The 26,862-nt window shown below is 46.1% G+C and carries 26 protein-coding genes and 1 pseudogene; 18 read left to right on the forward strand and 9 right to left on the reverse strand.

Going from position 1 to position 26,862, the window contains the following annotated elements:
• Positions 1-61 precede the first annotated feature (61 nt).
• Together QUB06_RS11075 and QUB06_RS11080 are read left to right on the forward strand one after the other, a co-directional pair.
• Positions 62-952: an ABC transporter permease gene (locus tag QUB06_RS11075; protein WP_333345114.1), complete on the forward strand. Its 891-nt coding sequence runs from the start codon at positions 62-64 to the stop codon at positions 950-952.
• Between the two features lie 348 nt (positions 953-1,300).
• On the forward strand, positions 1,301-1,684 hold the full coding sequence (locus QUB06_RS11080; RefSeq protein ID WP_333435326.1) for a hypothetical protein: 384 nt from the start codon (positions 1,301-1,303) through the stop codon (positions 1,682-1,684).
• A gap of 148 nt (positions 1,685-1,832) precedes the next feature.
• Here the strand turns inward: QUB06_RS11080 and QUB06_RS11085 are convergent, their stop codons facing one another.
• Positions 1,833-3,191 (reverse strand): FAD-binding oxidoreductase, encoded by a 1,359-nt coding sequence (locus QUB06_RS11085; protein ID WP_333435327.1) that lies wholly within the window; start codon positions 3,189-3,191, stop codon positions 1,833-1,835.
• A 251-nt stretch (positions 3,192-3,442) separates the two neighbouring features.
• Entirely contained in the window at positions 3,443-4,192 is a 750-nt protein-coding gene (locus tag QUB06_RS11090; RefSeq protein WP_333435328.1) for a class I SAM-dependent methyltransferase, read from the reverse strand.
• Between the two features lie 604 nt (positions 4,193-4,796).
• Between QUB06_RS11090 and QUB06_RS11095 the strand changes: the two are divergent.
• The 6 genes and pseudogenes from QUB06_RS11095 to QUB06_RS11120 all read left to right on the forward strand — a co-directional run.
• Positions 4,797-6,116, forward strand: a pseudogene (locus QUB06_RS11095) (adenylate/guanylate cyclase domain-containing protein); the annotation flags it as partial.
• Between the two features lie 251 nt (positions 6,117-6,367).
• Positions 6,368-7,780: an adenylate/guanylate cyclase domain-containing protein gene (locus QUB06_RS11100; RefSeq protein WP_333435329.1), complete on the forward strand. Its 1,413-nt coding sequence runs from the start codon at positions 6,368-6,370 to the stop codon at positions 7,778-7,780.
• Positions 7,781-8,016: 236 nt separating this feature from the next.
• Complete coding sequence (gene bioA / locus QUB06_RS11105) at positions 8,017-9,321, forward strand: adenosylmethionine--8-amino-7-oxononanoate transaminase (protein ID WP_333435330.1); 1,305 nt, start codon at positions 8,017-8,019, stop codon at positions 9,319-9,321.
• A 17-nt stretch (positions 9,322-9,338) separates the two neighbouring features.
• Entirely contained in the window at positions 9,339-10,382 is a 1,044-nt protein-coding gene (bioB, locus tag QUB06_RS11110; RefSeq protein WP_333435331.1) for a biotin synthase BioB, read from the forward strand.
• 234 nt (positions 10,383-10,616) lie between these two features.
• Positions 10,617-11,228, forward strand: a complete 612-nt coding sequence (locus QUB06_RS11115; protein ID WP_333140198.1) for a class I SAM-dependent methyltransferase — start codon at positions 10,617-10,619, stop codon at positions 11,226-11,228.
• Between the two features lie 171 nt (positions 11,229-11,399).
• Entirely contained in the window at positions 11,400-12,074 is a 675-nt protein-coding gene (locus QUB06_RS11120) for an SDR family oxidoreductase (protein WP_333435332.1), read from the forward strand.
• 76 nt (positions 12,075-12,150) lie between these two features.
• On the opposite strand, the gene QUB06_RS11125 is transcribed toward QUB06_RS11120, so the two are convergent.
• The gene (locus tag QUB06_RS11125; RefSeq protein ID WP_333435333.1) at positions 12,151-12,630 is read right to left on the reverse strand and encodes a hypothetical protein; all 480 of its coding nucleotides are present in this window, start codon (positions 12,628-12,630) and stop codon (positions 12,151-12,153) included.
• Between the two features lie 82 nt (positions 12,631-12,712).
• Between QUB06_RS11125 and petN the strand changes: the two genes are divergently transcribed.
• From petN to QUB06_RS11145, 4 genes are all read left to right on the forward strand, one after another.
• Positions 12,713-12,802: a cytochrome b6-f complex subunit PetN gene (gene petN, locus QUB06_RS11130; protein WP_071883976.1), complete on the forward strand. Its 90-nt coding sequence runs from the start codon at positions 12,713-12,715 to the stop codon at positions 12,800-12,802.
• 92 nt (positions 12,803-12,894) lie between these two features.
• Complete coding sequence (locus QUB06_RS11135; protein ID WP_333287327.1) at positions 12,895-13,488, forward strand: DJ-1/PfpI family protein; 594 nt, start codon at positions 12,895-12,897, stop codon at positions 13,486-13,488.
• Between the two features lie 190 nt (positions 13,489-13,678).
• Positions 13,679-13,915, forward strand: coding sequence for a DUF167 domain-containing protein (locus tag QUB06_RS11140; protein WP_333435334.1), 237 nt, complete (start codon positions 13,679-13,681; stop codon positions 13,913-13,915).
• Positions 13,916-14,006: 91 nt separating this feature from the next.
• Entirely contained in the window at positions 14,007-14,195 is a 189-nt protein-coding gene (locus tag QUB06_RS11145; RefSeq protein ID WP_333025464.1) for a CsbD family protein, read from the forward strand.
• Between the two features lie 135 nt (positions 14,196-14,330).
• Here QUB06_RS11145 and QUB06_RS11150 read toward each other — a convergent pair whose 3' ends face one another.
• The 5 genes from QUB06_RS11150 to QUB06_RS11170 form a co-directional block, all read right to left on the reverse strand.
• Positions 14,331-14,612, reverse strand: coding sequence for a DUF4926 domain-containing protein (locus tag QUB06_RS11150; RefSeq protein WP_333435370.1), 282 nt, complete (start codon positions 14,610-14,612; stop codon positions 14,331-14,333).
• Positions 14,596-14,934, reverse strand: coding sequence for a DUF6883 domain-containing protein (locus QUB06_RS11155; protein ID WP_333435335.1), 339 nt, complete (start codon positions 14,932-14,934; stop codon positions 14,596-14,598). Before QUB06_RS11155 ends, QUB06_RS11150 begins: the two co-directional genes overlap by 17 nt.
• A 369-nt stretch (positions 14,935-15,303) precedes the next feature.
• Entirely contained in the window at positions 15,304-17,283 is a 1,980-nt protein-coding gene (locus QUB06_RS11160; RefSeq protein WP_333435336.1) for a calcium-binding protein, read from the reverse strand.
• A gap of 6 nt (positions 17,284-17,289) precedes the next feature.
• A complete protein-coding gene (locus tag QUB06_RS11165) occupies positions 17,290-17,478 on the reverse strand; it encodes a hypothetical protein (RefSeq protein WP_333435337.1) in 189 nt (62 codons plus the stop codon).
• A 268-nt stretch (positions 17,479-17,746) separates the two neighbouring features.
• Positions 17,747-18,880, reverse strand: coding sequence for a cob(I)yrinic acid a,c-diamide adenosyltransferase (locus QUB06_RS11170; RefSeq protein WP_333435338.1), 1,134 nt, complete (start codon positions 18,878-18,880; stop codon positions 17,747-17,749).
• A 227-nt stretch (positions 18,881-19,107) separates the two neighbouring features.
• Between QUB06_RS11170 and fraC the strand changes: the two genes are divergently transcribed.
• From fraC to larE, 5 genes are all read left to right on the forward strand, one after another.
• Positions 19,108-19,626, forward strand: coding sequence for a filament integrity protein FraC (fraC, locus tag QUB06_RS11175; RefSeq protein ID WP_333290676.1), 519 nt, complete (start codon positions 19,108-19,110; stop codon positions 19,624-19,626).
• Positions 19,627-19,631: 5 nt separating this feature from the next.
• Positions 19,632-20,630: a DUF5357 family protein gene (locus QUB06_RS11180; RefSeq protein WP_333435339.1), complete on the forward strand. Its 999-nt coding sequence runs from the start codon at positions 19,632-19,634 to the stop codon at positions 20,628-20,630.
• 189 nt (positions 20,631-20,819) lie between these two features.
• Entirely contained in the window at positions 20,820-21,593 is a 774-nt protein-coding gene (locus tag QUB06_RS11185; RefSeq protein WP_333435340.1) for an ABC transporter permease, read from the forward strand.
• 162 nt (positions 21,594-21,755) lie between these two features.
• On the forward strand, positions 21,756-22,535 hold the full coding sequence (locus QUB06_RS11190; RefSeq protein WP_333435341.1) for a Uma2 family endonuclease: 780 nt from the start codon (positions 21,756-21,758) through the stop codon (positions 22,533-22,535).
• Between the two features lie 134 nt (positions 22,536-22,669).
• Positions 22,670-23,497 carry an ATP-dependent sacrificial sulfur transferase LarE gene (gene larE / locus QUB06_RS11195; RefSeq protein WP_333435342.1) on the forward strand — a complete coding sequence of 276 codons (828 nt, stop codon included), beginning with the start codon at positions 22,670-22,672 and terminating at the stop codon, positions 23,495-23,497.
• 476 nt (positions 23,498-23,973) lie between these two features.
• Here larE and QUB06_RS11200 read toward each other — a convergent pair whose 3' ends face one another.
• Positions 23,974-25,818, reverse strand: a complete 1,845-nt coding sequence (locus tag QUB06_RS11200; protein ID WP_333435343.1) for a polysaccharide biosynthesis/export family protein — start codon at positions 25,816-25,818, stop codon at positions 23,974-23,976.
• Positions 25,819-26,151: 333 nt separating this feature from the next.
• On the opposite strand from QUB06_RS11200, the gene QUB06_RS11205 reads away from it, so the two are divergent.
• Complete coding sequence (locus QUB06_RS11205) at positions 26,152-26,841, forward strand: class I SAM-dependent methyltransferase (RefSeq protein ID WP_333435344.1); 690 nt, start codon at positions 26,152-26,154, stop codon at positions 26,839-26,841.
• Positions 26,842-26,862: the final 21 nt, after the last annotated feature.

The following is a 26,862-nucleotide window of genomic DNA, read 5'->3' on the forward strand; positions in this document are numbered from 1 at the left end:
ATACCTCCAGACTTGCTACTGTAAAGAGAGTTAGATTTAATCAAAATCAGCGCAAGCAATTATGAGCGGTACTGTTACATCCCCCAACAACCTCAACCAGCAGCGGCCACTCTCCACGGCATCCGCTGACACTTCCACTTCCCTGCTGGGCGACTTCATCCAAGAAACACTCGCCTTAACCAAGCGCCTGTTTATTCAATTGCAGCGCCGCCCCTCGACGCTAGTTGCAGGCATTATTCAGCCCCTGATGTGGTTGGTTTTGTTCGGAGCTCTGTTTGAAAATGCACCCGCCGGCTTGTTCGGCGAAAGCCAGAATTACGGACAATTTCTCGGCGCTGGTGTAATCGTTTTTACGGCATTTGCCGGGGCGCTGAATGCTGGTTTGCCGATTATGTTCGATCGCGAGTTCGGATTTCTCAACCGCTTGTTAGTCGCGCCGTTGGCTTCCAGATTTTCGATCGTCCTGGCTTCGGCTATTTTTATCGTCACCCTCAGCTTTATCCAAACCGGCACAATCGTTACAGCGGGGGCGTTTTTGGGCGCCGGATTCCCCGGAATTGCCGGACTGGGGGCGATCGCCCTAATTGTCCTGCTGTTAGTTTTGGGCGTCACCGGCTTGAGTCTGGGTTTAGCCTTCGCTCTCCCCGGCCACGTAGAATTAATTGCGGTAATTTTTGTTACTAACCTGCCGCTGTTATTTGCCAGCACAGCCCTCGCGCCACTGTCATTTATGCCAGAGTGGCTGCAAGTTGTGGTGACTCTCAATCCTCTGAGTTACGCGATCGAACCGATCCGCTACCTGTACCTGCACAGCGATTGGTCGCTAGCCAGTGTCGTGATGCACGCTCCTTGGGGTAATGTCACCTTTGGAGGAGCCCTATTAGTGCTGCTGGCGTTTGATTTGGTGGCGCTGCTGAGCATTCAACCGCTGCTGAGACGCAGGTTTGCTTAGGGTGATCGTTTAACCCGCACCGTCAATTCTAGGATGCCTTTCGTCCTGTCAACTTAAGCTAAAACCGATAGTCAGTCAGGGGTTGAAACAAGACTCTCAAAGCCAAAGTCCTCTTGGATAGGACTAATGACTTCTTCAGTCCTCTTTCAGAGGACTTTCGCTATGAGACAGGGAATTCATTCCCTGGCGGACTGCCGGGTAAGCGAGAGGACTGCGGGACTAAAAGCTTAAGTTGACACCAATGGGCATTGCCCTGTCCTTAGCCCCAGTGAAGTAATATAATATTTACTCACAAGTCAGAATATTGTTTAGATAGAATTGTTTTTTTGAAAGTTCAACAAATAAATTATGAACACCAAAACTTCCAAATCGGGCAAATTGATGATTGGGATTGCTGCAAGCGCGATCGCATCCTGTGCTCTGTTCTGGCCTCAAGCAAGCTTCGCTCAAGCCAGCGGTTTAAATAATGCCCAACCGCTGCAAGACTTTCAAACTCAAGACAATACCGACCCCTTTTCCGGCGACAGCAGCGGAAGGGGAATATTTGATTTAATTCACCGATCGAAATTGGGCGGCGGCCGCAGCATGGAAGAATTTAATACCGAACAGCGCCAAAATTTGAACGATGCGGCCGCAGAATTTCGCAACAAACAGCGCCTACTACTGGAAAACCAAGCTGTACCTACACCAGGGGCGATCGCACCTGCAGAAATTACCGCCCCCGTCCCTTAAATTGCTTTCTTAGTCCGCGTAGGCGGACTTCGTTTGTCTAGCAGCGGTTTCAACCGCCGAGTTTTAATTTTATTTCTTAGTCCGCGTAGGCGGACTTCGTTTGTCTAGCAGCGGTTTCAACCGCCGAACGATCTAAAAACCATCGCCCTTAATCCCGTTCCAACCACGCCCGCATTTTACCCGGATTAAGCAAACCGTAAGGATCGACCAACTCTTTAAACTGCAACTGTTCCACATTAATACTTTTCATCCCTCCATCTTCCAATATATAAGTGTGAGGATTAGCAATCATTGCGCCTTGCTCTTCGTGATAGCGAATAATTTCATTGAGCCGTGATTCCGTAGTGTAGCGAACTATTTGCAAAGCCGCGGCGATCGCCCTGCCATTCATCCGCAAAAACTCCAAGTGCATCATCACCTCATCCCCATAATAATTGTACAGTTCCTCAATTAACTTCAAATTTTTATCTGCTGGAAAAAGCGTCTGTAAATAAGTCAGAGACGGGTCAGCGCTGCGAGCGTGCAGAGTTGTATGATTCCAAGTAAATTCAGCAATTGCTGCACCTTTGCTCGCTGCTTGCGCGTTTTTTTGATAGCAAATTGTCCCGCCATATTGGCGCACCAAATCTTGCAGCGGTTCCAGACAAGATTCAGCTATCATTAACAAAGCGCAGTGCTTACCTTCAGGAATTGCATCGCGGAAAGCAGCAAAATAAGCAGGAATCGGCCAAGCACAAACACAAATTAGTTTTTTGATAATTCCGTCAGCATCGCCCAAAGCTTGACCGAAGTTAGCCGATGTCATAAAATCGTCAAAAGCGACGATGATTTCCGCCCAAGCATAAGCAGGGGCGAGGGGAATTTCTAACTCAGTAATAATTCCATTTGTACCGTAAGCGTGATTGACTTTTTGCACTTCATCGCCGCGCAATTCCATGACGCGGGGCTCATCTTCCATTGTAACGACTCGAACCGCATGAAGATTTCCCCGATCGCGCAATTGCCCGTAAGTTATCGAACCAATTCCCCCGCTACCGCCGCCGATAAATCCCCCAATCGTTGCGGTGCGATAGGTTGAGGGAACCATCCGCAATTCCCAACCAGTTTCTCGCGCTTGTTTGTCGAAAACCGACATTTTCACCCCCGGTTCTACGCAAGCTAAACCCGGTTTTATCCAGCGGATACTGTTCATTTTGCTGGTATCTAAAATGACGCCGCCCTTGAGGGGAATGCACTGCCCGTAATTGCCCGTTCCTGCACCTCTGACAGTTAGCGGAATTTTGAATTTGACGCAGGCTGCAGCAATCCGCAAAACTTCCGCTTCGCTGGCGGGACGAACTACTAAATCTCCTGTTTTATCACTTAAGAGAGGTTGCAAAACAGGACTGAAGTGATAATAGTCTTGAGATAGCTTGACAACTTGCGCGCGATCGCTAATTATTTCGATTCCCGATAGTTCCGAAGAAAAAGCATCCCAGTCAATACTTTGAATCGCAGTTGCAGTCATTTTGTTTCCTTTATGCTCGCAGTATTATATCAAATCCCTTAGCATCGGAATTATTCATCTCTCTGTTCTCTGACTCTGCGTTCTCTGCGTTCTCTGCGGTTTAATCATTCCAATGCAACCGGAATTCATATTATATATTTTCTCAAGCAGAACTTAGTAACATAAAATACTAATTGCAATCTTTCTTTAAGCAGTAAGGTGCTTATTCGCGCACCCTACATATAGAAGTTCTGCCTCCCGGACTGCTTTTCTCAATTAACAAATCCGCCAAACACCGCCATACCGTAGTATTTCCAAGGAACTGCAACAGTGTCAAATCTAGCTTTTACCAGCATTTCCAACTGTGCCGAAAGTGTAGCTAGGCGATCGGGATTAGAATAGCCGTAAGAGACACTCGTCCCCACATTTGCGCGAATTTGTGCTAAGGTTTCCCCCTGATTTAGCGCCCAATCTTCTCGCGCCGCTTGATAAATATCTTTCATTGCTGCTGATTCTGCTAAAAGAGGATCGGCATTCCAAAAACAGCCACCAGCATTTAAACTTTCGCGAATGCGTTGAAACAATTTCAACTTCATGTCATCCTCAAGATGGTGAATTGCCAGAGAGGAAATGCAAGCATTAAATTTATCGCCCAAGCCTGAGAAATTTGGATTGTTCGCCCATTCTCCAAAGTCAATTTCTATGCCAGTCCACCGGGCTGCGTATCCTGCCGACTCTATTTTGGCGCGGGCAAAATCTAGCATTCGCGGCGAGTAATCGACAGCCACTATTTCCGCAGACGGGTAGCGTTGCAGAACTTTTAAAGTGAGTTCCCCCGTACCGCAGCCGAGTTCTAAAATGCGGTGGTTTGCGTTAGCAATGCAGCCTGCTAATACATCCAACATTTCGTCATATTTAGGTAAAAGTCGCCGAATACCCGTATCAAAATTGGCAGTATTGACGAAAACTTCTCCCGGCAAAATTTCCTTGCGCGCAGGTGAGGCAGTAGAGTCAGAATTCACGATCGCCAACCATAGACTACAATTGCTATCCTAACCGATATAAAGCAAAAATTGCATGAAGTAGGGAGAGGCCACCGCCGTGTCCTTACCCGATCATCTGTACTTCACTCAACAGAAAACCACTATAAAGTTATGCGTATTCTTACGGATAAGCGAAACCCTCGCGGTAAACAATAATTAAGCGAAAGCCTCCACGATACAAGCCCCCAGATTCATCCGTCCAGAAATAAAAAACCTGTATCCGATGAAACTTGCCCCCCGAATTTATCCGTGGGGTGAATGCTTTAATCTAAAATCTAAAATCTAAAATCTAAAATCTAAAATCGATTCACCCTCCGTTACACCCAGAGAGTCTTGCTTTACCCCGGACGCCAGCAAAACAGTCTGAAAAAGCAGTGTTATGTTAGTAGTGCATAAATTCCCATCAAGATTAAACATCACACTTGAGGATACCATGCGCCAGTTGAGTTCTCGAATTCGGGCTGCCATCAGCCAATTAATTTATAAGCGAATTCTGCTTGCGGTGACAATTTTATTTTGTGTAGGTGTAGGAGTAGCGATGGCAAATATGTCTCGTCTTTCCTCCACCCTAATCGAATCGCAAGCCCTCCAAAATGCCACCCTCTATGCCCAAGCTATTAAAGAATCCCGCACCCTTTACAGTTCCGATGTTGTCACTCCTCTCACCGCCACTAAAGCGATTAACTTTACTCATGACTACAAGCCGACAAAAGTAACAATTCCGGTACCGGCCACTTTCTTAATAGAACTCGGAAAAAATATCACCAAGAAAAATCCCGAAGTATCGCTTCGTCTCTACAGCGACTACCCGTTTCCCTGGCGGCGAAAAGAAGGCGGAGTCCGAGACGATTTTGAACGGCAAGCTATTACCTATTTGACGAAAAACCCGAAAGAAAAATTTTTCCGAATTGATACTTTTCGCGGCAAGCCAGCCTTTCGATATGCCGAGGCAGATATTCTAAGTTCTAGCTGCATTAACTGTCACAATACTCACCGCGACAGTCCTAAAAGTGATTGGAAAGTAGGAGATGTGCGGGGGATATTAGAAATTAGTCAACCTCTCGCTACTATCACTCAAACTACTCAAAGTGAACTTAAAAACCTGTTTTTACTGTTAGTAGGACTTTCAGTTTTAGGGGTGACTGGATTAACTTTATCTATCAGCCGGTTGCGCCAAAATGCTAAACAATTAGAACAGCGCGTCAGGGAACGCACGGCACAATTGCAAGAAACTAATGTAGAATTGGTAAAAGAACAGGAAAAGAGCGATCGCCTGCTGCTCAATATTTTACCCGAATCCATTGCTGCTAGGTTAAAAGACGGTCAAAGCAGTATTGCTGACGGCTTCGCAGAAGTCACGATTTTGTTTGCAGATATCGTAGGCTTTACCGTGCTTTCAGCACAAATATCTCCCGAAGAATTGCTCAAGTTCCTCAACGAAATTTTTTCAGCCTTCGATGGTTTAACGGAAAAGTATGGGTTGGAAAAAATCAAAACCATTGGAGATGCTTACATGGTAGTCGGAGGTTTGCCCAACCCCACCACCAACCACGCCGAAAGTATTGCGGAAATGGCTTTAGATATGCAGGAGGAATTAGCAAAATTTAATGCCAAACATCATGCAGGAATTAACCTTCGCATCGGTATCAATACCGGGCCTGCAATTGCGGGAGTCATTGGCACTAAAAAATTCATTTACGACCTCTGGGGCGATGCCGTCAATACAGCATCCCGCATGGAATCCCACGGGATTGCCGGCGCGATTCAAGTCACACAATCAACTTACGATATCTTGAGAAATAAGTATCTGTTTGAAGACAGAGGAATTATCCACGTCAAAGGCAAGGGCGATATGAATACTTATCTGCTTGGAGGCAGGCTAGTCAGCGCAGTTTCGGTTTAATTTGTTTATTATATTATTAAGGGGTCTGCTAGTTAGTCGAGAGTCATCAGTAATTCGTTGTTAGTCGTCAGCCAAGAACTAACAGTTAATAGCTGCTGGCTGTTGACTACTGACAATTACAGGAATTACACAGGAGATTTGAGAACCCGGTTTCTGCGCGGTTGCTTCGTTGACACACCCAAAATTGATTAGCAGAAACCCGGTTTTTTTTCCTAGGTCCTACATTAGCCATTTGCAAAATAGTAAGTTTTATGTTATTGCGGATTTTCTCATTTTTGAAATTTTTCAAATCTCGCTTGTCTAGGCAAATAGCTTTGTGGGTATTTGTTAGCATTCTTGTCATAGAGGGAATTATTTTAGTTCCCTCTTATTTTCGGCGCGAAAATGAACTTTTAAGTCAACTGGAACAGGTATCTCGGGCGACTGTTGATTCCCTAGAGTTTTTGCTACAGCAAGACATTTCCGATCGCACTTTCTTGCAAGAAAAAGTAAAAAATCTTATTAAAGATTCTCAAGTAGTCTTAGGAGTATCTATTTACCAAGCTAACGGTGAGCTAATATATACACTTGGCGAACCGCCAGAAATCAGTTTACAGCAACTAAAAAAAGCTCGTATAGTTCACCATCACAATTTCGATGGCAAGCGCTACGATATTGCTTGGACGGAGCGACATTTTGGAGGCGATTACATCTTAATTGTTCGCCACGATGCTTCCACCGTTCAACCGGAACTCTACGCATTTATCGGGCGGATTGCGGTTCTAGTCATCATTATATCAGCCTTTGTCACTTCTGTGACTATGTTTTTTTTAGGGGTGACAGTAATTTCACCTCTCTTGAGATTGCGCGATGACTTGATCGCTGCCGGAGACGCTTTGAGTAAAGATCGAGCACAACCTGATTTCTACTCTCTGTCTGTCAAGCGGGATGACGAGTTGGGAGAACTCATGGTCGCATTCAATCAAATGTTTCACCGAGTTTACCAGGAAATTGCACAGCGGAAACAAGCTGAGGAAGTATTGCGCGCCGAACAAGAAAAGTCGGAACGTTTATTACTAAATATCTTACCGGTAATGATTGCCGATCGCCTAAAACAAGGTCAGATAAATATTGCGGATGGATTTGCCGAGGTTACGGTTTTGTTTGCTGATATTGTGGGCTTTACCGAAATATCTTCGCGCACGTCTCCTGAAGAATTAGTCGAGTTGCTTAACAAAATATTTTCATCTTTCGATCGCTTAAGCGAACAATATGGCTTAGAAAAAATTAAGACTATCGGCGACAATTATATGGTAGCAGGCGGTTTGCCACTTCCCTGTACAAATCACGCCGAATCTATTGCCGAAATGGCCTTAGAAATGCAGCAAGAAATTATGAAATTTCGCGACGAATGCGGTAAACCTCTCAATATCCGCATTGGCATTAATACTGGGCCTGTTGTAGCAGGTGTCATCGGCACTAAAAAGTTTATTTACGATTTGTGGGGAGATGCTGTGAATACAGCAAGCCGCATGGAATCTCAGGGACTTCCGGGTAAAATTCAAGTTAGCAACTCAACTTATGAGTTGCTGTGCGATAAGTATTTGTTGGAAAAGCGGGGTAAAATTAATGTTAAAGGCAAAGGATCTATGACGACTTATTTGCTCAAAGGCAGAAAATTGTAACTGACAATTTTAACCATTGCCGGCGAATACGTGGTATGGGCTGACGTTCCCAGGCATGGGGCATCGACACCCAACTAGATTTTTTTTAACGAACCGCGAAGACGCGAAGGACACGTTCGGCGAAGCCGTTCCCGAAGGGTAGGAAGAGAAGAAGAAAAAATCAAAAATAAAAAGTTCATAAGGGCGTTATTATTGCTATATTAAAAGGCAGATTAATATTAGTAATCGGGGCAAAAATGACTGCGAATCAGGAACAGAATTCTTCAAATTCACCGATTTGGCAGCCCTTCACGCAAATGAAAACGGCTGCCCCGCCGCTGAAGGTAATTCGCGGCAAAGGATCGGTGCTGGAATTAGCAGACGGGCGGCAAATTCTTGACTGCATTTCTAGTTGGTGGGTGACTGTTCACGGCCACAGCCATCCAGTTCTGGCAGAGGCTCTTTACGAACAAGCCCAAAAGTTAGAACACGTAATCTTTGCCGGATTTACTCACGAACCTGCCGAGAAACTTGCGAGTAAATTGCTCACTCATACGCCTGCTTCTTTAACGCGGATTTTCTTTTCTGATAACGGCTCGACTGCTGTTGAAGTTGCTCTGAAAATGGCATTTCAATATTGGCGCAATCTCGGAGAAACTAACCGCACTAGCTTTATTAGTTTTGAGGGAGGTTATCACGGCGATACTGTGGGCGCGATGTCTGCTGGCAGAAGTTCGCTGTGGTGGGAATCTTTTGCACCTTTAATGTTTGCTGGGGATGTTGTTCCTTTTCCGGCGACTTTTGACGGCGATGAGGAGGTGGAAAGCAAGGAGGCGGGGAGTTTAGAGAAATTGGAGTTTTTGTTAAAGCAGGGTGGCTATGCGGGAATTTTTATTGAACCTTTGGTGCAAGGTGCCGGGGGAATGCGAATGTGCCGCCCTGAGTTTTTGCAGGCGATCGCACAACTTGCCCGCCAGTTTAATGTATTGTTGATTTACGATGAAGTAATGACTGGTTTTGGCCGCACGGGCGAACTGTTTGCCTCTGTTAAATCTGCAACTTCACCGGATATCCTGTGTTTGTCTAAAGGATTGTCTGGCGGCTGTTTGCCACTTGCTGTCACAATGGCATCGGAGGATATTTATCAAGCTTTCTGGCGAGATGAATCGGACAAAGCTTTTTTTCACGGTCATTCTTACACCGGAAATCCTTTAGCTTGTGCGGTGAGTGTAGCATCTATGGAGCTTTTGGAGCAAAACCCAAATGTTTATCAAGGGATGGAAAAACTGCACCGCCAATACCTGAATCAATGGCTGAGAAATCATCCTAAACTCGAACGGATTCGGACTTGCGGCACCATCGCAGCAATGGATGTGAAAACCGAAAGCGTTTCCGGTTATTTTAATGACATCGCTCCTGTATTGAAAGCCAAATTTCTCGAAGCGGGGTTTTTGCTCCGCCCCTTGGGAAATACGCTTTACTTGATGCCTCCCTACTGCATTTCTCCTGATGAACTAGAATCGATTTATCGGGTGATTCGTCAGGTTTTGGATACTCTGTAAACCCTTTAATTTTAGTAATGAATTTACCCAATTGGAACGATTTGGCTGACGACGCGCTGGCGGGCAAATGTATCTCTCGCGAGCAATCTTTAGCCGTATTGCGCGCACCGGATGAGGTTTTGCTGGAACAACTAAACGCAGCTTATCGGGTGCGCCGCCACTACTGGGGAAACCGAGTCAGGCTGCACTATTTGTTAAATGCTCAAAGTGGTCTTTGTCCTGAAGATTGCCATTATTGTTCTCAGTCAAAAATTTCGACTGCGGAAATTGAGAAATATCCGCTTTTAGCTAAGGATAAAATTCTAGATGCCGCCCAACGCGCAGCAGATTTAAAAGCTGGTACGTTTTGTTTGGTGATTTCTGGCCGCCAACCTAGCGCATCTACTTTCGATCGCGTTTTGGATGCTGTCGAGACTGTGAAGGCAAATTATAACCTAAAAATTTGCGCTTGTTTGGGATTGTTGAGCGAGGAGCAAACTCATCGGCTGGCTAAAGCTGGAGTCGATCGCGTAAATCACAATCTCAATACTTCCGAATCATATCACACGGATATTTGCACCACTCACACTTTTGGCGATCGCGTGGAAACCGTCGAACACGTAAAAGCAGCGGGGATCACAACTTGTTCCGGCGGAATTTTGGGGATGGGCGAATCGGATGATGATGCGATCGATTTAGCGCTTTCGCTTCGCAATTTGGGCGTTACTAGCGTGCCGGTTAACTTTTTCATTCCGATTCCGGGGACACCATTTGCAGATGTGAACAGGTTAACTCCCCGCCAATGTTTGCGAATTCTCTGTTTGTTCCGATTTTTGCTTCCTAGCCAAGAAATTCGGATTGCTGGGGGACGAGAAGTGCATTTGCGATCGCTGCAACCTCTCGGACTTTACCCCGCTAATTCTATCTTTGTTGGCGATTATCTGACAACTCCCGGACAAGCTGCCCATCAAGATTGGGACATGATTCGAGATGCAGGATTTGCGATCGAATCCCCGGAAGGTTCTCTTTTAGAAGTTGATTCAGCAGTTACCAAATCCGAACAAAAAACCCTGGTTGTTTAACTATTATAGTAGTTTTCAATCGGATGAAATAGAGTAGGACACGGCCGTGCCGTGTCCCTACCCAATATCTCTACTTCACGCTTACGCATGGGGAAGAGAAACCGGGTTTCTGACGTAGCAAATGTATCAGCCGTAGGTTCTTAGATTGTAGCCAGAAACCCTTATTCTACGGTTAACATTCTTCAATCTAAAATCTAAAATCTAAAATCTAAAATAATACAAGAGGGGGAAATTGTGGACAAACGCGAAGAAATTACGATCGCAGAATACCAGCTAACTGCCGAATCTTTCCGAGAAGGAACTTGGCATCACGACGTATCGCAAAATCGCGAGGCATTGACCGCTGCTATGCCCCGCAATCCCGGTAAAATTTTAGATATAGGATGCGGGCCGGGACGAGATTTAGTAGCGTTCAAGAGCCAAGGACACACAGTTGTAGGCTTAGATGCAACTCCAGCTTTTGTAGAAATAGCTAAGAAGTTATCGGGATGCGAAGTTTGGCAGCAATCTTTTCTGAATCTCGACTTGCCAAAAGCAGAATTTGACGGTATTTTTGCCAATGCTTCCCTGATTCACGTTCCCAGCGACGAGATGGTGAAAGTGCTGCAAGATTTGCACAAAGCCTTAGTTGTTAGCGGTGCAATTGTCATGTCAATGTGCCGGGGAAATTGGGAGGGATACGACGAGCGGCCAACCGGAAAACGCTATACTGCCGGATGGGAATATCATACTTTAGCGCCTTGTTTGGAACAAGCAGGATTTGCAATTGTCAATCACTACTATCGCCCCCCCGGCTTACCCCGCGAAGCTCAATCTTGGGTAGTAATGGTGGGCAAAAAAATCTAACGTAAATTGGAAATTGGGAATAGGTAATTGCAAATCATTCCCCTCTCTTCCTCTGCGTACTCTGCGCCCTCTGCGGTTAAATAAAAAAACTTATTCACCAATTGACAGAGGATTGTTGTATAATCTACATTCAAATAAACCACTTGGTGCACCCCTTAAATAAAAATTGATATGACAGAGAAATCCCACATTTTTTTAGCTGGTGCTAGTCGAGGAGTCGGCTTAGAAATAGCGAAATGTCTGACAGCACAAAAGATGCAAGTAACAGCACTTTTGCGATCGCCCGCAACCAGCACCGAATTAGAAGCAATGGGCATCAAAGTCTTGACGGGCGATGCTTTGGATGCAGCAGCTATGGAAGCTGCGATGGCTGGCGGTGAGCCAATTCATGCCGTAATCAGCACAATTGGCGGCTTGCCAAAAGATCGAGAACTATCCGATTATTGGGGCAACAAAAACTTGATTGATGCGGCCCTCAAAGCAGGCGTGCAAAAATTTATTTTAGTTTCATCCATCGGTAGCGGTAACAGTGCCGGCGCTTTGCCGCCCCAAGCTTTAGAAACTTTGCGCCCGGTTTTAATTGAGAAAGAAAAAGCCGAAAATCATTTGATAGAAAGCGGGATGATTTATACAGTGATTCGTCCCGGCGGACTCAAATCGGAACCTGCAACCGGCAACGGTATTTTAACAGAAGATTGTCGAGTTTCTGGAACGATTCACCGGGCAGATGTAGCGCAGCTAGTTTGTCAGTGTTTAGTTTCTGATGCTGCTAACAATAAAGTTGTGTCGGCGGTAGATAAACAGATGGTTTACGGCAATCCAGAATTTGAGGTGTTAAACCTGTAGGGGCGGATTTTACCAACAATCTCGGCCTGTGACCGATCGTCTCGTAAACCCGCCCCCACTCCCGCGCTTGCAAATCTCAAGAATCGAAAGGCTTAATCCACGATCGCCCGATCGCCCAATCCAAAACCAAACCCGCGATCGCAAACAATACTAGACTCTCGGCACCGCGAACAGCAAACGGCAATAACTCCTGTAGGGCGGGCATCTTCCCGGGTTCAAAAAACAATCCAGCATCCAATTGTCCAAAAGCCCGCACCAACCCAAAAGCCAACACCGCACCAGATTTAAGCTGCGGGTTAACATCTCGGCGAATCGCATAGCGGTAAGTCACGCCGAACAAAAAACCGCCCAAAAGTGCGATCGCCCCTCTGAAGGCAAAATTTAGGTCAATTTCCCTTACCTGCAAACTCGCCAGAGAATCCAACCTATGCGCCAGAATTAAGCTATTACCAAGGGCGATCGCCCCAAAACCCAGCAAACAAGACAAAGCAGCAACACTCCCTGCCTTCAAAGATTCTACCCGTTCAGCGGCACTAAAATTTGACGAGTCCTTCACGGCGCCCTCATTCTTAAAATGGCTCAAATTGACTTATCATAAGGTTTGGAGTCACTTTGTACAGTTTGTTCAATAAATAGCTATGGATATTTTGTCACTCGGTTGGGTTTCGGTGCTAGTTCTGTTCTCCTTCTCAATTTCAATGGTCATTTGGGGACGCAACGGTTTCTAGATTCCAGAATAGCTTGCGGGGCAAGCTTTTTAACTGCCCCGCATTTTTGGTCAATGCTATTTAACCAAATCAAAATAACAGGAGTTGTAAACATGACTGCCAAAAAAATATTAATGCTAGTCGGCGACTTTGTAGAAGACTACGAAGTAATGGTTCCTTTCCAAGCCTTGCAAATGGTAGGTCACACCGTCCACGCCATCTGCCCGGACAAAGCAGCAGGTCAAACAATTCGCACCGCAATTCACGACTTTGAAGGCGATCAAACCTACAGCGAAAAACCCGGTCACAACTTCACTTTAAACGCGACTTTTGACGAAATCAACCCGGCCGACTACGACGCTTTGATTATCCCGGGAGGACGCGCCCCAGAATACATCCGCCTCAACGAACAAGTGCTGCAAATTACCCGCTACTTTGCCAACAGCAAAAAGCCGATCGCATCTATTTGTCACGGCTTGCAAGTCCTAACTGCCGCCGGCGTACTCGAAGGCAAACGCTGCACCGCATACCCCGCTTGCAGCCCTGACGTACTCCGGGCCGGCGGCAAATATACAGAAGTTCCCGTTACCGAAGCCGTAGTCGATGGCAATTTAGTCACCGCCCCCGCGTGGCCAGCACATTCTAACTGGCTGGCTGAATTCCTGAAAGTTTTGGGAACGAAGATCGAACATTCAGATAGTCATTAGTTATTAGTCATTAGTTATTAGTCATTAGTCATTAGTCATCAGTTATTAGGGGAGCATCTCATATTTGCAAAAACACTTCTTTCTTCTTCCTTCTGACTCTTTTCTCCTGGCTCCTGACTCCTGACTCCTAATTCCAATTTCGAGCTTTGCTGCTTTCATTGAGATGCTCCCGTTATTAGTTATTAGTCACATGAAAATTTTCACAGTCAAAGTTAAACCGAATTCCAAACAGCAAAGCATCGCGGAACAACCCGACGGCAGCCTCACAATACATCTCAAGTCGCCGCCAGTCGAGGGTAAAGCCAACCAAGAATTAATCATGCTGTTGGCGAAAAAGTTTAAAGTGCCGAAATCTGCGATCGGCATTAAATCGGGTTTTTCCTCCCGAAATAAACTTGTGGAAATTCCAATCGAACCTTTAACTTAGAAATAAAGGTAATAACAAATCTATCTAAAGAGAGATACAGACTCAACTTTAAAATCATATATTAGTAGTTGTAGAGTTAGAATATAAAATTATGAGCATTGAAAATAGAGTCGAAGCCACAGCGAAGAATATTGAAGGCAAAATCCAAGAAGCTGCTAGCGAAGTTACAGGCAATCAGAAAGATAAATTAGAAGGTCAAGCCAAGCAGGATGAAGCATCAGCAATTCACCTGAAAGAAGACCTCAAAGATAAAGCAAAAGAGATTGTAGACCGAGCTTAGTAACAGTATTCGCTACAAGTTTCCTGCCTACTCAATCCCGCAAACATATAGTTTGCGGGATTTTTTATAATTAGCCTAAATCATTTGTACCAATATCTTGGGGCGGGTTTTACCAACGATAATTGCTGGCAAAATTCATCGGCTAACTACCCCTACAGATTCTAGTAATTCATAATGCAAAAGCATTAATTTTGTAGCGGGAATTGTTTCCATTGCATAAGTTGTGCCATCTTGATGAGAAAATTCTACCTCAAAAGCACTGCCCTCAAATTCCATCACAACTGTTCCTACTTGTCCTTTATATAATTTAATGATTTGTTTTGTTTCAAAATGGGTTGCTTCTAAGTCTTCTGTTAAAGCAACAATATCTAGGTCTTTAATTGTTTTCCTTGTTTTTACCTCACTTTTTGACGGGATAACAACTTGTTGTTAATCTGGGGAAACTTTCACCTAAGCGGACGATCCAAGCTGCTAGAATCAGAGATTCACCTACTTCGGTTTTCAGCAATAATTTCATGTTGTAATGTGTGCCGTATTCATTGTTTTTTTGAATAACAACATCTTCGTTGATAGCAGCTTCTTTTAAAGCCTGTTTGAGCATTTCAGCATTTTTTAGGGTAATGCCTAACTTACTGGCCAACAAAACAGCTTTATTTTTTCCTTCTTGATGATTCGGATTTAGAGAATATTCTTCTATTTTATTGCCTAAATCTGCTAGATGACCATTGGGCAGTTTCACTATTAATAACTGTTTTTGAAGGACAAAAGAGAATATTAGTCGGCTACAATAATCGACTTTTACTCATATGTCAATTATATCGTCTTTGAGTTGGGGGGCGGGTTTATCAAAATTATTGAGGGGTGGCAAAATTCATGGGTGAACCCGCACCTACAGATTCTACTTTTCGACCCGATCCCTCCGCTACCCAGGGCGAAGATGCTGTTTGGCGAAGATGCTTTTTGGCCAATGCCCTGTTTGGCCGATGCCCCATGCTCATGCCCACAAAAAAGCCAGGGATGGATATCCCCAGCTCGAAACAAAGCACAATTAGTTTTGAGAGTTGGTAGGGCGATGTTTCAGAATCCACCCCACCCACTTTTACCCAAATTAAATCAGGGTAATGTCAGTAAGCGTAATGCCCGGTCTGCCATTCAGAATTGCCAGCGTAACTACTCCGCCAGCATTACTAACACCGTTAGAGTCATATCCTAGTCGTCCGTCTGCATTTTGATAAAAGACGAACGGCTCTGACGCGCCCGCCCCGGCTGGACCAAAAGTGCCATCGTAAGACCCACTCTCAAGCACCAAGAACGCCTTCGATGAAAGTTGATTCGTATTATCCCGTACCCTCAAGTTGGGGAAGCCGTTGGAGCCATTGATTTGGAAGATAAACTTGTCTTGACCGCTCGTAAAATCGCCGATTTGGTCTGGGTTAGTACCATCGGCGCCCTCGCCGAAGTTGTTGTAGTAGAAACTGTCATTACCCGATCCGCCAATCAGGGTGTCAGCACCAGGCCCGCCGCCGAGAGAGTCGTTACCGTCGCCGCCGATCAAATAGTCGTTTCCAAAGCCGGCCAGCATGGTGTCGTTTCCGGCGCCGGAATTTAAGGTATCGTCCCCAGCGAGGGAGTCGGCACTGGATGAGTCGCCGAACAGGATGTCATCCCCGTTACCAGTAGTGATGACATCAGTGCCGTTGCCACCAATAATGAAGTTGCTGCCTAAGGTATCGCTAATCAAGTTTGGCGCTGTAATATCGTCAAAGCTGACGCCGCTAGCGTAGGAGATGAAGTCGTTACCCGCAAAGTTGCCGATCACTTTATCAAACTGGGTGCCAAAGATGATGGTGTCACTTCCCTCGCCACCATTCATGAGGTTGGTGACGGTAAAGCTGCTGCCAGTAGTAGGATTGGTGTAGCCAATTAACGAATCGTTGCCCAGCGCGCCATCGAGAGTAATCAAAGCAGTACCAGTACCAGCAAAAATGGCCTTGGTAGCATCGATAGTATCGTTGCCATCTCCACCGGCTGCGTTAGTAAAGGTACCGCTCAGGTTGTCGTTGCCTTCACCGCCGACCATTGTATCCGTCACAAAAGCTGCAACGATCGTATCATTGCCCACTCCGCCGTCGAGCAAGTTGCGACCCGCGAAGCCTCCAAAGGAACTCTGGGCGCCTCCGCTCAAAGTTAGATTCGATACCCTGGATGACTCGATGAAGTCGTCGCCTGCACCTCCCAGCGCGGTATCCTGCGTGGCAAAAACCGTGATCGTGTCGTTGCCGTCGCCGCCCTCAAAGAAGTTTCTGCCGGCTTCAAACTCGCCGATCGCCCCGGTGAGAGAATCGTTGCCGCCACCACCAATCAAGGTGGTTCTCTCAATGCCGATCGTAATGACGCTGCCCTGAGCAAACGGGCTTGTCTGGGTACGGTTGGTAATGAATAAGATGTCGTCGTCCAGATCGCCCGACAGGTAGCTGTTGCTGGCCACACCTCTTAGGGTGTCGTTGCCTCTACCGCCATAAAGACTGTCTCTTACATTGATACCTACAACTAAGTCGTCGCCCAAATCACCCCGCAAGAAGTTGCTGCCTTCATTGCCAGCGAAGCCAATACCCAAACCACCGTCTAAAGAGAGGTTGTTGCCACCGCCTGCGATGAAGAAGCCGATCTTGTCATTGTCCTTACCGCCGTAGAGGGAGTCTCCTCTCTGCGCCCCTCCCAGCATCGTATCTTCCCCCTGATTACCAAACATCAGGTTAGCTTCGACAGTACCTTGGAGGATGTCTTCTCCCTCGCCGCCGGCCAGGGTAGCGCGGGCTTCAGCGATTATGGTGTCATTGCCTGCGTCGCCAAACAGCAAAGCCGGAATGCGCTGAGATCTGATTGAATCTTCGTCGTCGCCGCCGTATATGGTATCGTTCGGGCCAACTGAAATCAGAGTATCGTTATCGCCTTGGCCAAATATTAAGCTGCCGCCCAGGGTGGAAGTTCTTACGAAATCCGCCCCCTCTCCGGCGAATACTGTATCCGGGCCTAGTCCCGGAAGGTTTAAATCTAGTTGATTAGGATTGTCATCTAACGTTGTCATAAAGCTTCACTCCTCTACTTGTTGGTCATCGCTGGTGCGACTACAGACACTGCCTAGAACACCGAATGTTTGGATTCCGCTGTAGTTTAACCTGTTTGCCAGCCGCAAGTCTAGCCTACTGGCGTTAACCCTGTCTAGACTTTCTCCCTCGCGGATTTTTTGCTTGTAAGCTTTTATTTTCAAAGTCTTCACCATTTAATAATCCTGGTGCACTGTCTCATGTGCTCACGCTCTATAAGACGCGGCTCATATTCTTAATGTTCCATTCTGGATTGGCGGTCGGGGATCGCGTCCGGGGGAGGAAATTAAAGATTAAAAAAGGCTGATCTGGGTGATCGGGAAGACAAGGGAAATTGGGAGATTTGTTACTTGGTAACAAAGCTTTGTGGCAATTTCCGGTTTTCCAGGCAGGGCCGTCATTTAATAATTCTGACCCGGATTGAACCGAGTACCGCTCCGGGCTTTAAAAGTCTACGCCCCGCTTTAGTTCTACGCCCCGATCGCCGTAGTGTTTGTGACAGTATACCTCGGAGTGTACGCTTGCCAAGTCAAAGTAAGCGTGGGGTTTGTGGCAGCGCCCGGTGATAATAATTTCTGTATCCCGCGGCTTGCGTAGCAGGGCTTCGACGATCGGCTCTACCGGCAGCAGTTCTAAGTCTACTGTGGGATTGAGTTCGTCGAGAATAATCGTTTTGTACCAGCCGCTGGCGATCGCACATTTGGCGATTTCCCAGCCGCGTTCTGCTTCTATGCAGTCTAGCTCTTGCTGTTGCCCCCGCCAAACTATAGCATCTCGGCCGCACCGCTGGTGGTCTACTAGCTGTGGATAGCTTTGGCGCAAAGCTGCGATCGCCGCATCTTCTGTATAACCCGTGCCACCTTTGAGCCATTGCACGATTAACACCCGGTGAGATTGGTCTTGACTGATACCCCTACCTATTGCCTGCAAAGCTTTGCCCAAAGCGCTCGTAGACTTGCCTTTTCCCGCTCCAGTGTATATTTCGATACCGGAAATATGATGCTCTGCCGCTGCGGGGTGATAGTGGGGCTTCATTTCTGAGTGCAAGTCGGCAATCTCCAGCAAAGCTTCCGGGGCCGCTCGGCCTGTGGCGATGACTTCTAAATATTCTGGTTTGTTTTTGAGGGTTTGGACTACTTCGTCAACTGGCAGCAAACCCAAGTCCAATACGGGGTTTAGTTCGTCTAGTACCACGACGGAATAGAGCGAGCTTGCGATCGCTCCTTTGGCGATATCCCACCCTCGCTGAGCTTCGGCGCGATCGAAGCGGGTGATTGCTTCGGCCCCAAAATATTCGGCTCTGCCGGTTCGCACTTGGTCGATCAAGTGCGGAAATGCCCGTTGCAAGGCTTCTATTGCCCCGTCTTCGTCGTAGGAGCGGCCGGGGCCTTTAAGAAAGCGCAGCAACAAGACTCGCGTGGGCGAGTCAGAATTGATACCCAGCCCGATCGAGCGCAACACTACTCCCAAAGCTGCCTGAGACTTGCCTTTACCAGCGCCGTCGTAGACGTGAATCTGACCCGCGGCGCGTTCCGACCGGGATGAGGCTGTCCGAATACCAATGCCATTCCTTACCATAATCAGCAGTTATTTGAGTCTGTATCGGGGTGGGTATTCGATCGCGCGCCTTGAATGTTTAATTTTTCCATTCTGTTGGCGGATCTCAACAGATTATACGATAAGTCCTAACCCCCAATTTTTTAAGCAGCGATCTAACGCAATCTGGTGCTCAAACCTCCGGTTAAGATTATTCCGTTTGTGCTGTACAATTAAAATTTAACACGGACTGATATACCTAAAGGCTTATGATTGCGAGTGTTTTCCCATTTCGGACTGTTTTGGTGCAAATTTTAATTATGTTTTTGGCGATCGCGATCGAATCGTGGTTTTTGCAAAAACTACTTAAACTCGGCCCCAAAACCAGCATTGAATATACAGCCATCCTCAATCTCTCTTGCACTTGCGTAGGCTGGTTAGTTTTTTTCGGCATAGAAAGCGTTCTTAGCAAAGATTTGCGGGAACAGCTTATCGGTTATATCTTATTAGGAAGAGCGGATAATGTTTACGCTCCAATAACTATGATAGCACTCTCAGTATTAGCAGTAACTTTTCTAGCTAAATGGCAGGGATTAGAATTCATAGAGAACATGGTTGCCGGCAATAAAAAAGCTTCCAAACCTCAGTTTTTAGGGCCGCCAACCCTCACCCGCCGTCCTCCCAAAAAAACTTTTCAAGTAACTACCCAGTTTGGGGGAATTTTAATCGCCCACACTGTTAGCAATCTCGTTATTTTAACCTTGTTGTTTTTGCAAAGCGTCTATTGAAATTTATGATGAAGCAATTTTTTGATGTCACTCAGCAACTCACTAAGCTGACGAATAACCTTTGGGAAACCAATAAAAAAATCCAAAAGGCGATGATTCCGCCTAAAGTTGTCCACTGGAAGACTCCTTTACTGCTCAGCATCTTTTTAGCTTTGCTGACAGTGGCGGCAGTCACTGACTGGCGGACGAGAACTCTGCTTTTTGATATGAGCTGGTTATTTTTTACACTTTCAATGGGTTTGCTGACGAGTCAGCAACCTTTTGTGATTAAAGGAGTAAGTCTGAGTCCGTGGGTGACAAGCATCTTAATTGGCTTGTGGTTACTGATAAGATTGCCGTCGGATAGGAAGGAAATAGCATGGATATCCGGCCCACTTATAGCAGTAGTAGTTCTTGCTACAATAGAGATTTGGAATAGCGAGTCAAAACGGGAAGGTATCAGGTCGTTGGTGCGGCCTCAGTTTTTGATGATTACTCTAGTTCACCTGCTGTTTTCCTGTTGGTTTGCTTTTCACTTTTTAATTCAAGGTTGGATACAACAGTATCCGAGCGTTTTATCTCAGGATTTAAGGCAAAGCGATTATGTGGTGACATTTCAACGGCCAACTATTAATCGCTCCCGAGGAGTTGTCATCCTCAATGCAATGGAGGGATACCTGCGAAATGAAGCCCGCACAAAACCGTGGGCGCAAGTAGAGCAAATGTTAATAGATATTGACAACGAGCGATTTTTTCTGCGGAATCAAGCCTTAAAAACAACTGGGATAGTCCCAGAAGATGCGAGCTGGGATGTCAAAACTTCGATCGTCCAAGGAGAGTCCCGCTATCAGTTAGATATGCAGGCCACTTGGCTGGGGCTGGTTTTTAGACCGGAAATATATTCGTTTACCAAATCTTGCGAGGTGTTCCAGATAGCCAATAGGGCGACTGTAACCTGCGATGCCATCAAACGCTCTCAACCCGGACAGAAAAAAGATGGAACTGCGGGGGACAGTCAAGTGTGATTCTGTCTCTGTTAACTAATTGCGATCGGTATAGCGGGAGAGTGGGAGAGTCTGAGAGTGGGAGAGTCTGAGAGTCTGAGATGGAAAAAATCCTCTTTCTTCCTTCTTCCTTCTTCCTTCTTCCTTCTTCCTTCTTCCTTCTTCCTTACACTAAAGTATGGCGAAAGTTTCCAGTGGGTTAATAACTAGATGAATTTGAGAAGAATCTTGACAGTCGCGACCAATGTATTTTGGGAAGTAATTCGCGATCGCATCCTTTACTTAATTATTATTTTTGCTCTGTTGATGGGAGCCTCGGTACGGTTGATACCGGAATTGGCGGCGACAACCGAGAATAAAATTATCTTAGATGTCGGTTTGGCTGCTATGAGCATTCTCGGTCTAATTGCCACAGTTTTTGTGGCTACCGGATTGGTCAACAAAGAAATTGAAAAGCGGACTGTTTATCTGTTAGTTGCCAAGCCGATAAGTCGGGCTGAGTTAATTGTGGGCAAGCACTTAGGGCTGTCGGCGGTGCTGGCCGTGCTTGTAGCAGCAATGACTGTTATCTATCTGGCTATTCTGAGTTTGAGCCGCATTCCTTTCCCTTTGGAAAGCATTTTAATCGCTTCGCTGTTTATCTGGTTTGAGCTGTGTCTGATGGCTGGTGTCGGGATTTTATTTGGGGTTTTTAGCAGTTCGCTGTTGGCAACTTTACTGACATTTGGTGTTTATTTAATGGGACATTCGACGCGGGATTTAGTAGCTTTGGGCAAGTTAACTAAAAATCCTGGCCTTGAACAATTGATGATGGGACTTTATCTGGTTTTGCCGGATTTAGCCAGATTCAATTTGAGAAACGATGCTGTTTACGGACACGTTCCTTACTTGGCAGGTTTGATTACAGATGCTGGCTACGGTTTGCTGTATGTGGTGCTGCTGTTGTCAATTGCGATCGCCATATTTTCCCGCCGGGAATTTTAAAAGCAGCCTTCCGTAACTTCAGGCTAATTGTTTGTAGTGAGGACTAAAGTCCTTACTACAAACCAATTTTATTATCGACTTAGCGCGCTAAGATATAGAGAAGGTTATCGATCGCCCATCTCGACTAAAACTCAAACTTTTATTGGTAAAATGAGGTGACTTATGACCACTGTAATTCACAAACCGATATCCCAGCTCAAGATTACTTGGCCACTGCTACCCGATGATTTCATCCTACCAGACGACCCTGTAGACGATATAGACCATCCCTTGCTAGCTAACGGTTTGCCCCAGTCTGTAGTGGATTCCCCGGAACTAATGCAAGACGCACTCATAGTTTCTAATTTTGCTTTGTGCGCTGCTGTGGACGATCGCACTATTTGCAAAGCCCCAGACTGGATGTACGTCCAGCCAGTTCAACCTTGGGATCACAACTATCCCCGCCGCAGTTACACGCCTCATACCGAAGGAAGTGTCCCTTTTGTAGTGAGGGAATTTCTATCAGCTACTTACGGCGACGAATACTCTGTCGAACACACAGAAGAAATCGGCAAGTGGTTTTTTTACGAACAAGTAATCAAAGTTCCTCGCTATGTCATTTTTCGGCCGCATACAGGCAGAATAGAAGTTTATGCGCTTGAATCCGAGCGTTATGAAAATCAAAATCCTGATGAAAACGGTCGTTATTTAATACCTGGATTAAATCTATTTTTGGGAGTGTGGCAGGGAACTCGCGAAGGTAGAACAGGATATTGGCTGCGTTGGTGGAATACGGCGGGCGAGTTGCTTTTGTGGCCGGAAGAAAGGGCAGAAAATGAACGTCAACGGGCCGATCGCCAACAGCAACACAAAGAGTTAGCCGAGACGCTGCTGGAACAGGAAAGACAGCGAAATCAAGAGCTTTTGGCTCGATTGGCAGCCCTCGGTATCGATCCCGAATAGCATTAGAAGCCCGATGGAAGTCGGAAGAAATAAGAGGTTCGAGGGAAGAAGGGAACCCGATCGAGATAGGCTTTCTTCATCCTTCTTTCTTGAGTTTACTTTCTTACTTATATGTTCGTAAAAAAGGTGAATTTATGTTAATAGAAAAAGTCGAAGAATTGAAAGATATTTTCGCACAAATGGAACGGGCTTTGATTGCCTACTCCGGCGGAATAGACAGCACTTTGGTAGCCAAAATCGCTTTTGATGTGTTGGGTGATCGCGCTTTGGCAGTGACGGCTGTTTCCCCGTCTTTACTGCCAGAAGATTTAGAAGATGCGCGCATTCAAGCAGCAGAAATTGGCATTGCCCACGAGGAAGTAGAAACTCAGGAAATGGCAAATCCCAATTACACTTCTAACCCAGTTAACCGCTGCTATTTCTGCAAAAGCGAACTGCATGATACTTTGAAACCCCTAGCACTAGCAAAGGGTTATCCTTATGTGGTGGATGGGGTTAATGCTGACGATTTAAAGGATTATCGTCCCGGAATTCAGGCGGCAAAGGAACGCGGCGCGCGATCGCCTTTAGCAGAAGTAGGCATGACTAAATTGGAAGTACGGCAATTGGCAAAAGAATTGGGTTTGCCTTGGTGGGACAAACCGGCTCAACCTTGTTTGAGTTCGCGCTTTCCTTACGGCGAAGAAATCACCGTTGGAAAGTTGCAAAGAGTGGGGCGCGCTGAACGGTATTTGCGACAGTTGGGACTGAAAAATCTGCGAGTGCGATCGGACGGAGATACGGCGCGGATTGAGTTACCCGCAGAGGAGATTCAGGAGTTTGTGGTAAATACGGATTTGCCTGCATTGGTGGCGGTGTTCCAGGAGTTTGGTTTTGTGTACGCGACTTTGGATTTGGAGGGGTTTCGTAGTGGCAAATTAAATCAGGTTTTGCAGCCACAGTTGTTGCAGGCAAAAGGTTGATTAATTTTCCAGACTACAAAAAATTTCTCATGATTGATGTAGTTTGGGACATGGACAAAGGGGAACTATGTCAATCGAAACTTTACCTTTGATGTAGCAACTTATACCTTTCACGGCTCGAATTGTTAGGATTACAGGACTTACGAAAAAGTAACGTATTGCTGTCGCCCAGCGAACTCAGTGAAGCAATCTCAAAGTGGCGTTGCTTAATCAGGGTATGAAAAAAATAACTTTAAAATCCAAAAGCTTTGTGGATACTGGTTTCTATGACGGGCCTATTTAACCTTTCATACCGTAAATCCGCAACGCCTTGGATGTTTGCCGTAGATTTGGGATGTGCCATGTAATAGCAAATCTGCTTTTAATACCCCCTTTATTTGTTACTCCCCCTTTGCTCGGACTTCGTTTGACTCTATGCAGCGGTTTCAACCGCCGATTCATAAAGAGGGTGGCTAACTTTCAACGCCCGAGTCTTATCAAGGAGTAGTTGGCTGAATTTGCTGTGGCTGCATTTGCGGCTGCTGATTCTGAAGTTGAAGTTGCTGCTGCTGAATCTGAAGTTGCCGATTTTGCAGATCGATTTGCCGCTGTCTGTCTTCAAGTTGCCGCTGTCTGTCTTCAGCTTGCCGCTGTCTGTCTTCACGTTGGAGCTCTCTGTCTAGCAGTCTGTCTTGACGTTGCTCTTGTCTGTCTTCACGTTGTTCGCGAATCTGTCTGAGCTGATTTCGCCGCTCGAAATCGCCTCCCAAAAATAAGTTTTGAAAAGCGTTGATAGTTGCTTGAAACCCAGTAAAAACGCCGCTAACAGTGTTAATTCCAGTTGCTACTCCTGTTATTGGCTGCAAGAAAGTGTTGATATTGTCGGCTACCCTAGCATAGCCCGATCGCGCTACCAGAATCACATCGTTGTTGCGGAGAGTGGGGTTATTATTAGGATTCAACCCTTGAGCAAAATCCACCTCGATCGTGCGGCGAGAAACAGTACCGTTGGGGTTCAATCGCAATAGTTCTACCTTGTCTTTTTTAGCCCGCAATTGATTGAAACTGCCTGCGGTCAGCAAAGCTTGGTGCAGGGATGTACTAGGCCGCACCTCCAAAGCCCCTGGCCTAATTACTTCTCCTACAATATTGATGCTAATCGCGTTCGGAGAAAAACTGCTATTTGCGACTTGAGAAACTTCGGCTAAGTCTACAGTAGCTGCTGTCGGGATAATTACGCTATCTCCTTCTTGCAGCAAAATATCTTGAGTTGCGTCGCCTCTTTGCAGCAAATCCCACAGATTTACCATGATAGTTTGTTCATTGCCACCTCTGACTCGGCGGCGGATTTGCACGCGGCGAATGTCAGCTTCTGTAGTGATACCACCAGCAATTTTCAGTGCTCTAGTTATCGTTGGTAAGCCCACAACAGCTCCTTGCTGTTGGTCGATAGATACAAAACTCAACTCTGTTTGTTGGTTGCTCGATCGCACATCCGAAGCAAATACAGTATAAGGCCCCGGCCGGTTTACTTCCCCGACAATTACCACACCAATTGGTTTAGTAATATCAGCGGAAAAATTAGCACTGGCTCTTTGACGAACTTCTTGAGTATTAAGGGCCCTTGCTGTCGGTACAAAAATTGTATCTCCATCTCGAATCGTGACATCTTGACGCAAATTTCCCGTGTCTAAAAAATCCTGCAAATCAACATTAGTAACTTGCTCCGGCCCGCCTCTGCGGGGACGGCGAATTTGGACATTTCGCATATCTCCTGCTGATGTCACCCCTTGTGCAAGTTGCAGCATTTCCATCAAAGTCGGGAATTTTACTCCTCCTCCATCTCTAGTGGGATTAATCTTGTAGGAACCCGGGCGAGTAACTTCACCGGCAAGACCTATATTTAGGGGGCGAGCGACGATCAGAGTTACGGTAACAACGGGAACATTGATGAAGGGTTCGTATCGCTGGGTAATCACATTAGCAGCTTGTTGCAGCGTCAACCCTTGAATTGAGACGCTGCGAATGATTGGCAAATTGAGCGTCCCGTCAACTAACACTTGATATTCTCTGCTGAATTCAGGGACGCCGAAGATCTCTAAAGCAATGCGATCGCCCGACCCTAAAGTATAAGCTGCTTCTTGTGTCAGCGAACCAGAATTGCCGTTGGCCGGCAAACTCGAACCCGGAGGTGGCGGAGGCGGTACTCTCGGTTGGTTTGGGTTCCTAGCGGGCGCAGGAGTTCTGACGGCAGGCAACTGAGCTATACTGGGCAGCGAACTCAATAGCACCAGGAGTGCTGACAAACTCAGACTTGTAGCGGTTTGAATGGTATGTTTCATCTTTCTTTCCTGGTTGCAGCCTGCCATTGAACAAGAGCAATTTAGCTAGTGGATTTTAGTTTATTTTCCCTGCTGTCCAGTGTAGCCTCGCTTCGCTGCAAAATCCACAGGTGGAATCATAAAAATTGTGCGATCGCACTTAACTATTTTGCACCTTGTTTGTAAAGAAACTGTAAAGCCCGCCAACTTTTCTCAGGATTAGGATCTCGTTTGAGCAAAATTCTTCATACATAACTGGGGATACAAATCAACCCACCACAGAAAGGAGATAGGAAAAAACCAGCCTCATTTGAGGTAAAATATTAAATAATTCTATCTGCAGGACAAAGACAAGTGTCACTAAAATTGGATAAAGTAATTCCCTGGGGACGCTGCTTGGATGAATACATAGGAATGTTTAGCTTGACATCAAGTGACATCAAGCTAGCAATTCTTGATTGTGCGGGCGGCCCGGCAAGCTTCAATGCCGAAATGACTCGCCAAGGTAAAAAGGTAATTTCTTGCGATCCAGTTTATCAGTTTAGTGCGGTGGAAATTGGCGATCGCATCCAAGAAACATATCACACTGTCATTGATGCTGTCAAGGCAAATGTAGACGGCTACCTGTGGAATAATTTTGAATCGCCCTACCAGCTAGGCGAAGTGCGAATGAAGGCGATGCAGGAATTTTTAGAAGATTTTCCATCTGGCTTGCAGCAAGGCCGCTACATTAATGCTGAGCTGCCAGTTTTGCCTTTCGAGAACGGTAAATTCGATTTAGCTTTGTGCAGCCATTTCTTATTTGCTTATTCTCACCTGCTTTCGGAAGAATTTCATCTGGAAGCAATTACAGAAATGTGTCGGGTTGCGAAGGAAGTCCGGGTATTCCCTCTATTGCAGAGTTTTAGCGGGGAAGAATCCGATCACTTAAATCCGATCGTCGCCGAATTGAAAAAGAGAAATTTTAGTGTAGAAATTCAAGAGGCGCCTTATGAGTTTCAAAAAGGCGGGAATAAGATGCTGCGAGTTAGGGGGCGAATGTAATTCGCGGCTGCGGAGGGCATG

The sequence above is a fragment of the Microcoleus sp. D2_18a_D3 genome, assembly GCF_036702455.1.
In the GTDB taxonomy this organism is placed as follows: Bacteria; Cyanobacteriota; Cyanobacteriia; order Cyanobacteriales; family Microcoleaceae; genus Microcoleus.

What these genes read in the sequence shown, in the direction of transcription:
- QUB06_RS11085 (WP_333435327.1), bottom strand. Translation starts at nt 3,191, where the DNA reads ATGACTGCAACTGCGATTCAAAGTATTGACTGGGATGCTTTTTCTTCG.
- QUB06_RS11100 (WP_333435329.1), top strand. Translation starts at nt 6,368, where the DNA reads ATGTTATTGCGGATTTTCTCATTTTTGAAATTTTTCAAATCTCGCTTG.
- QUB06_RS11200 (WP_333435343.1), bottom strand. Translation starts at nt 25,818, where the DNA reads ATGAAACATACCATTCAAACCGCTACAAGTCTGAGTTTGTCAGCACTC.
- QUB06_RS11120 (WP_333435332.1), top strand. Translation starts at nt 11,400, where the DNA reads ATGACAGAGAAATCCCACATTTTTTTAGCTGGTGCTAGTCGAGGAGTC.
- QUB06_RS11185 (WP_333435340.1), top strand. Translation starts at nt 20,820, where the DNA reads ATGAATTTGAGAAGAATCTTGACAGTCGCGACCAATGTATTTTGGGAA.
- QUB06_RS11190 (WP_333435341.1), top strand. Translation starts at nt 21,756, where the DNA reads ATGACCACTGTAATTCACAAACCGATATCCCAGCTCAAGATTACTTGG.
- QUB06_RS11180 (WP_333435339.1), top strand. Translation starts at nt 19,632, where the DNA reads ATGATGAAGCAATTTTTTGATGTCACTCAGCAACTCACTAAGCTGACG.
- bioB (WP_333435331.1), top strand. Translation starts at nt 9,339, where the DNA reads ATGAATTTACCCAATTGGAACGATTTGGCTGACGACGCGCTGGCGGGC.
- QUB06_RS11140 (WP_333435334.1), top strand. Translation starts at nt 13,679, where the DNA reads ATGAAAATTTTCACAGTCAAAGTTAAACCGAATTCCAAACAGCAAAGC.
- petN (WP_071883976.1), top strand. Translation starts at nt 12,713, where the DNA reads ATGGATATTTTGTCACTCGGTTGGGTTTCGGTGCTAGTTCTGTTCTCC.
- larE (WP_333435342.1), top strand. Translation starts at nt 22,670, where the DNA reads ATGTTAATAGAAAAAGTCGAAGAATTGAAAGATATTTTCGCACAAATG.
- QUB06_RS11160 (WP_333435336.1), bottom strand. Translation starts at nt 17,283, where the DNA reads ATGACAACGTTAGATGACAATCCTAATCAACTAGATTTAAACCTTCCG.
- QUB06_RS11165 (WP_333435337.1), bottom strand. Translation starts at nt 17,478, where the DNA reads ATGGTGAAGACTTTGAAAATAAAAGCTTACAAGCAAAAAATCCGCGAG.
- QUB06_RS11170 (WP_333435338.1), bottom strand. Translation starts at nt 18,880, where the DNA reads ATGGTAAGGAATGGCATTGGTATTCGGACAGCCTCATCCCGGTCGGAA.
- QUB06_RS11080 (WP_333435326.1), top strand. Translation starts at nt 1,301, where the DNA reads ATGAACACCAAAACTTCCAAATCGGGCAAATTGATGATTGGGATTGCT.
- QUB06_RS11135 (WP_333287327.1), top strand. Translation starts at nt 12,895, where the DNA reads ATGACTGCCAAAAAAATATTAATGCTAGTCGGCGACTTTGTAGAAGAC.
- QUB06_RS11075 (WP_333345114.1), top strand. Translation starts at nt 62, where the DNA reads ATGAGCGGTACTGTTACATCCCCCAACAACCTCAACCAGCAGCGGCCA.
- fraC (WP_333290676.1), top strand. Translation starts at nt 19,108, where the DNA reads ATGATTGCGAGTGTTTTCCCATTTCGGACTGTTTTGGTGCAAATTTTA.
- QUB06_RS11145 (WP_333025464.1), top strand. Translation starts at nt 14,007, where the DNA reads ATGAGCATTGAAAATAGAGTCGAAGCCACAGCGAAGAATATTGAAGGC.
- bioA (WP_333435330.1), top strand. Translation starts at nt 8,017, where the DNA reads ATGACTGCGAATCAGGAACAGAATTCTTCAAATTCACCGATTTGGCAG.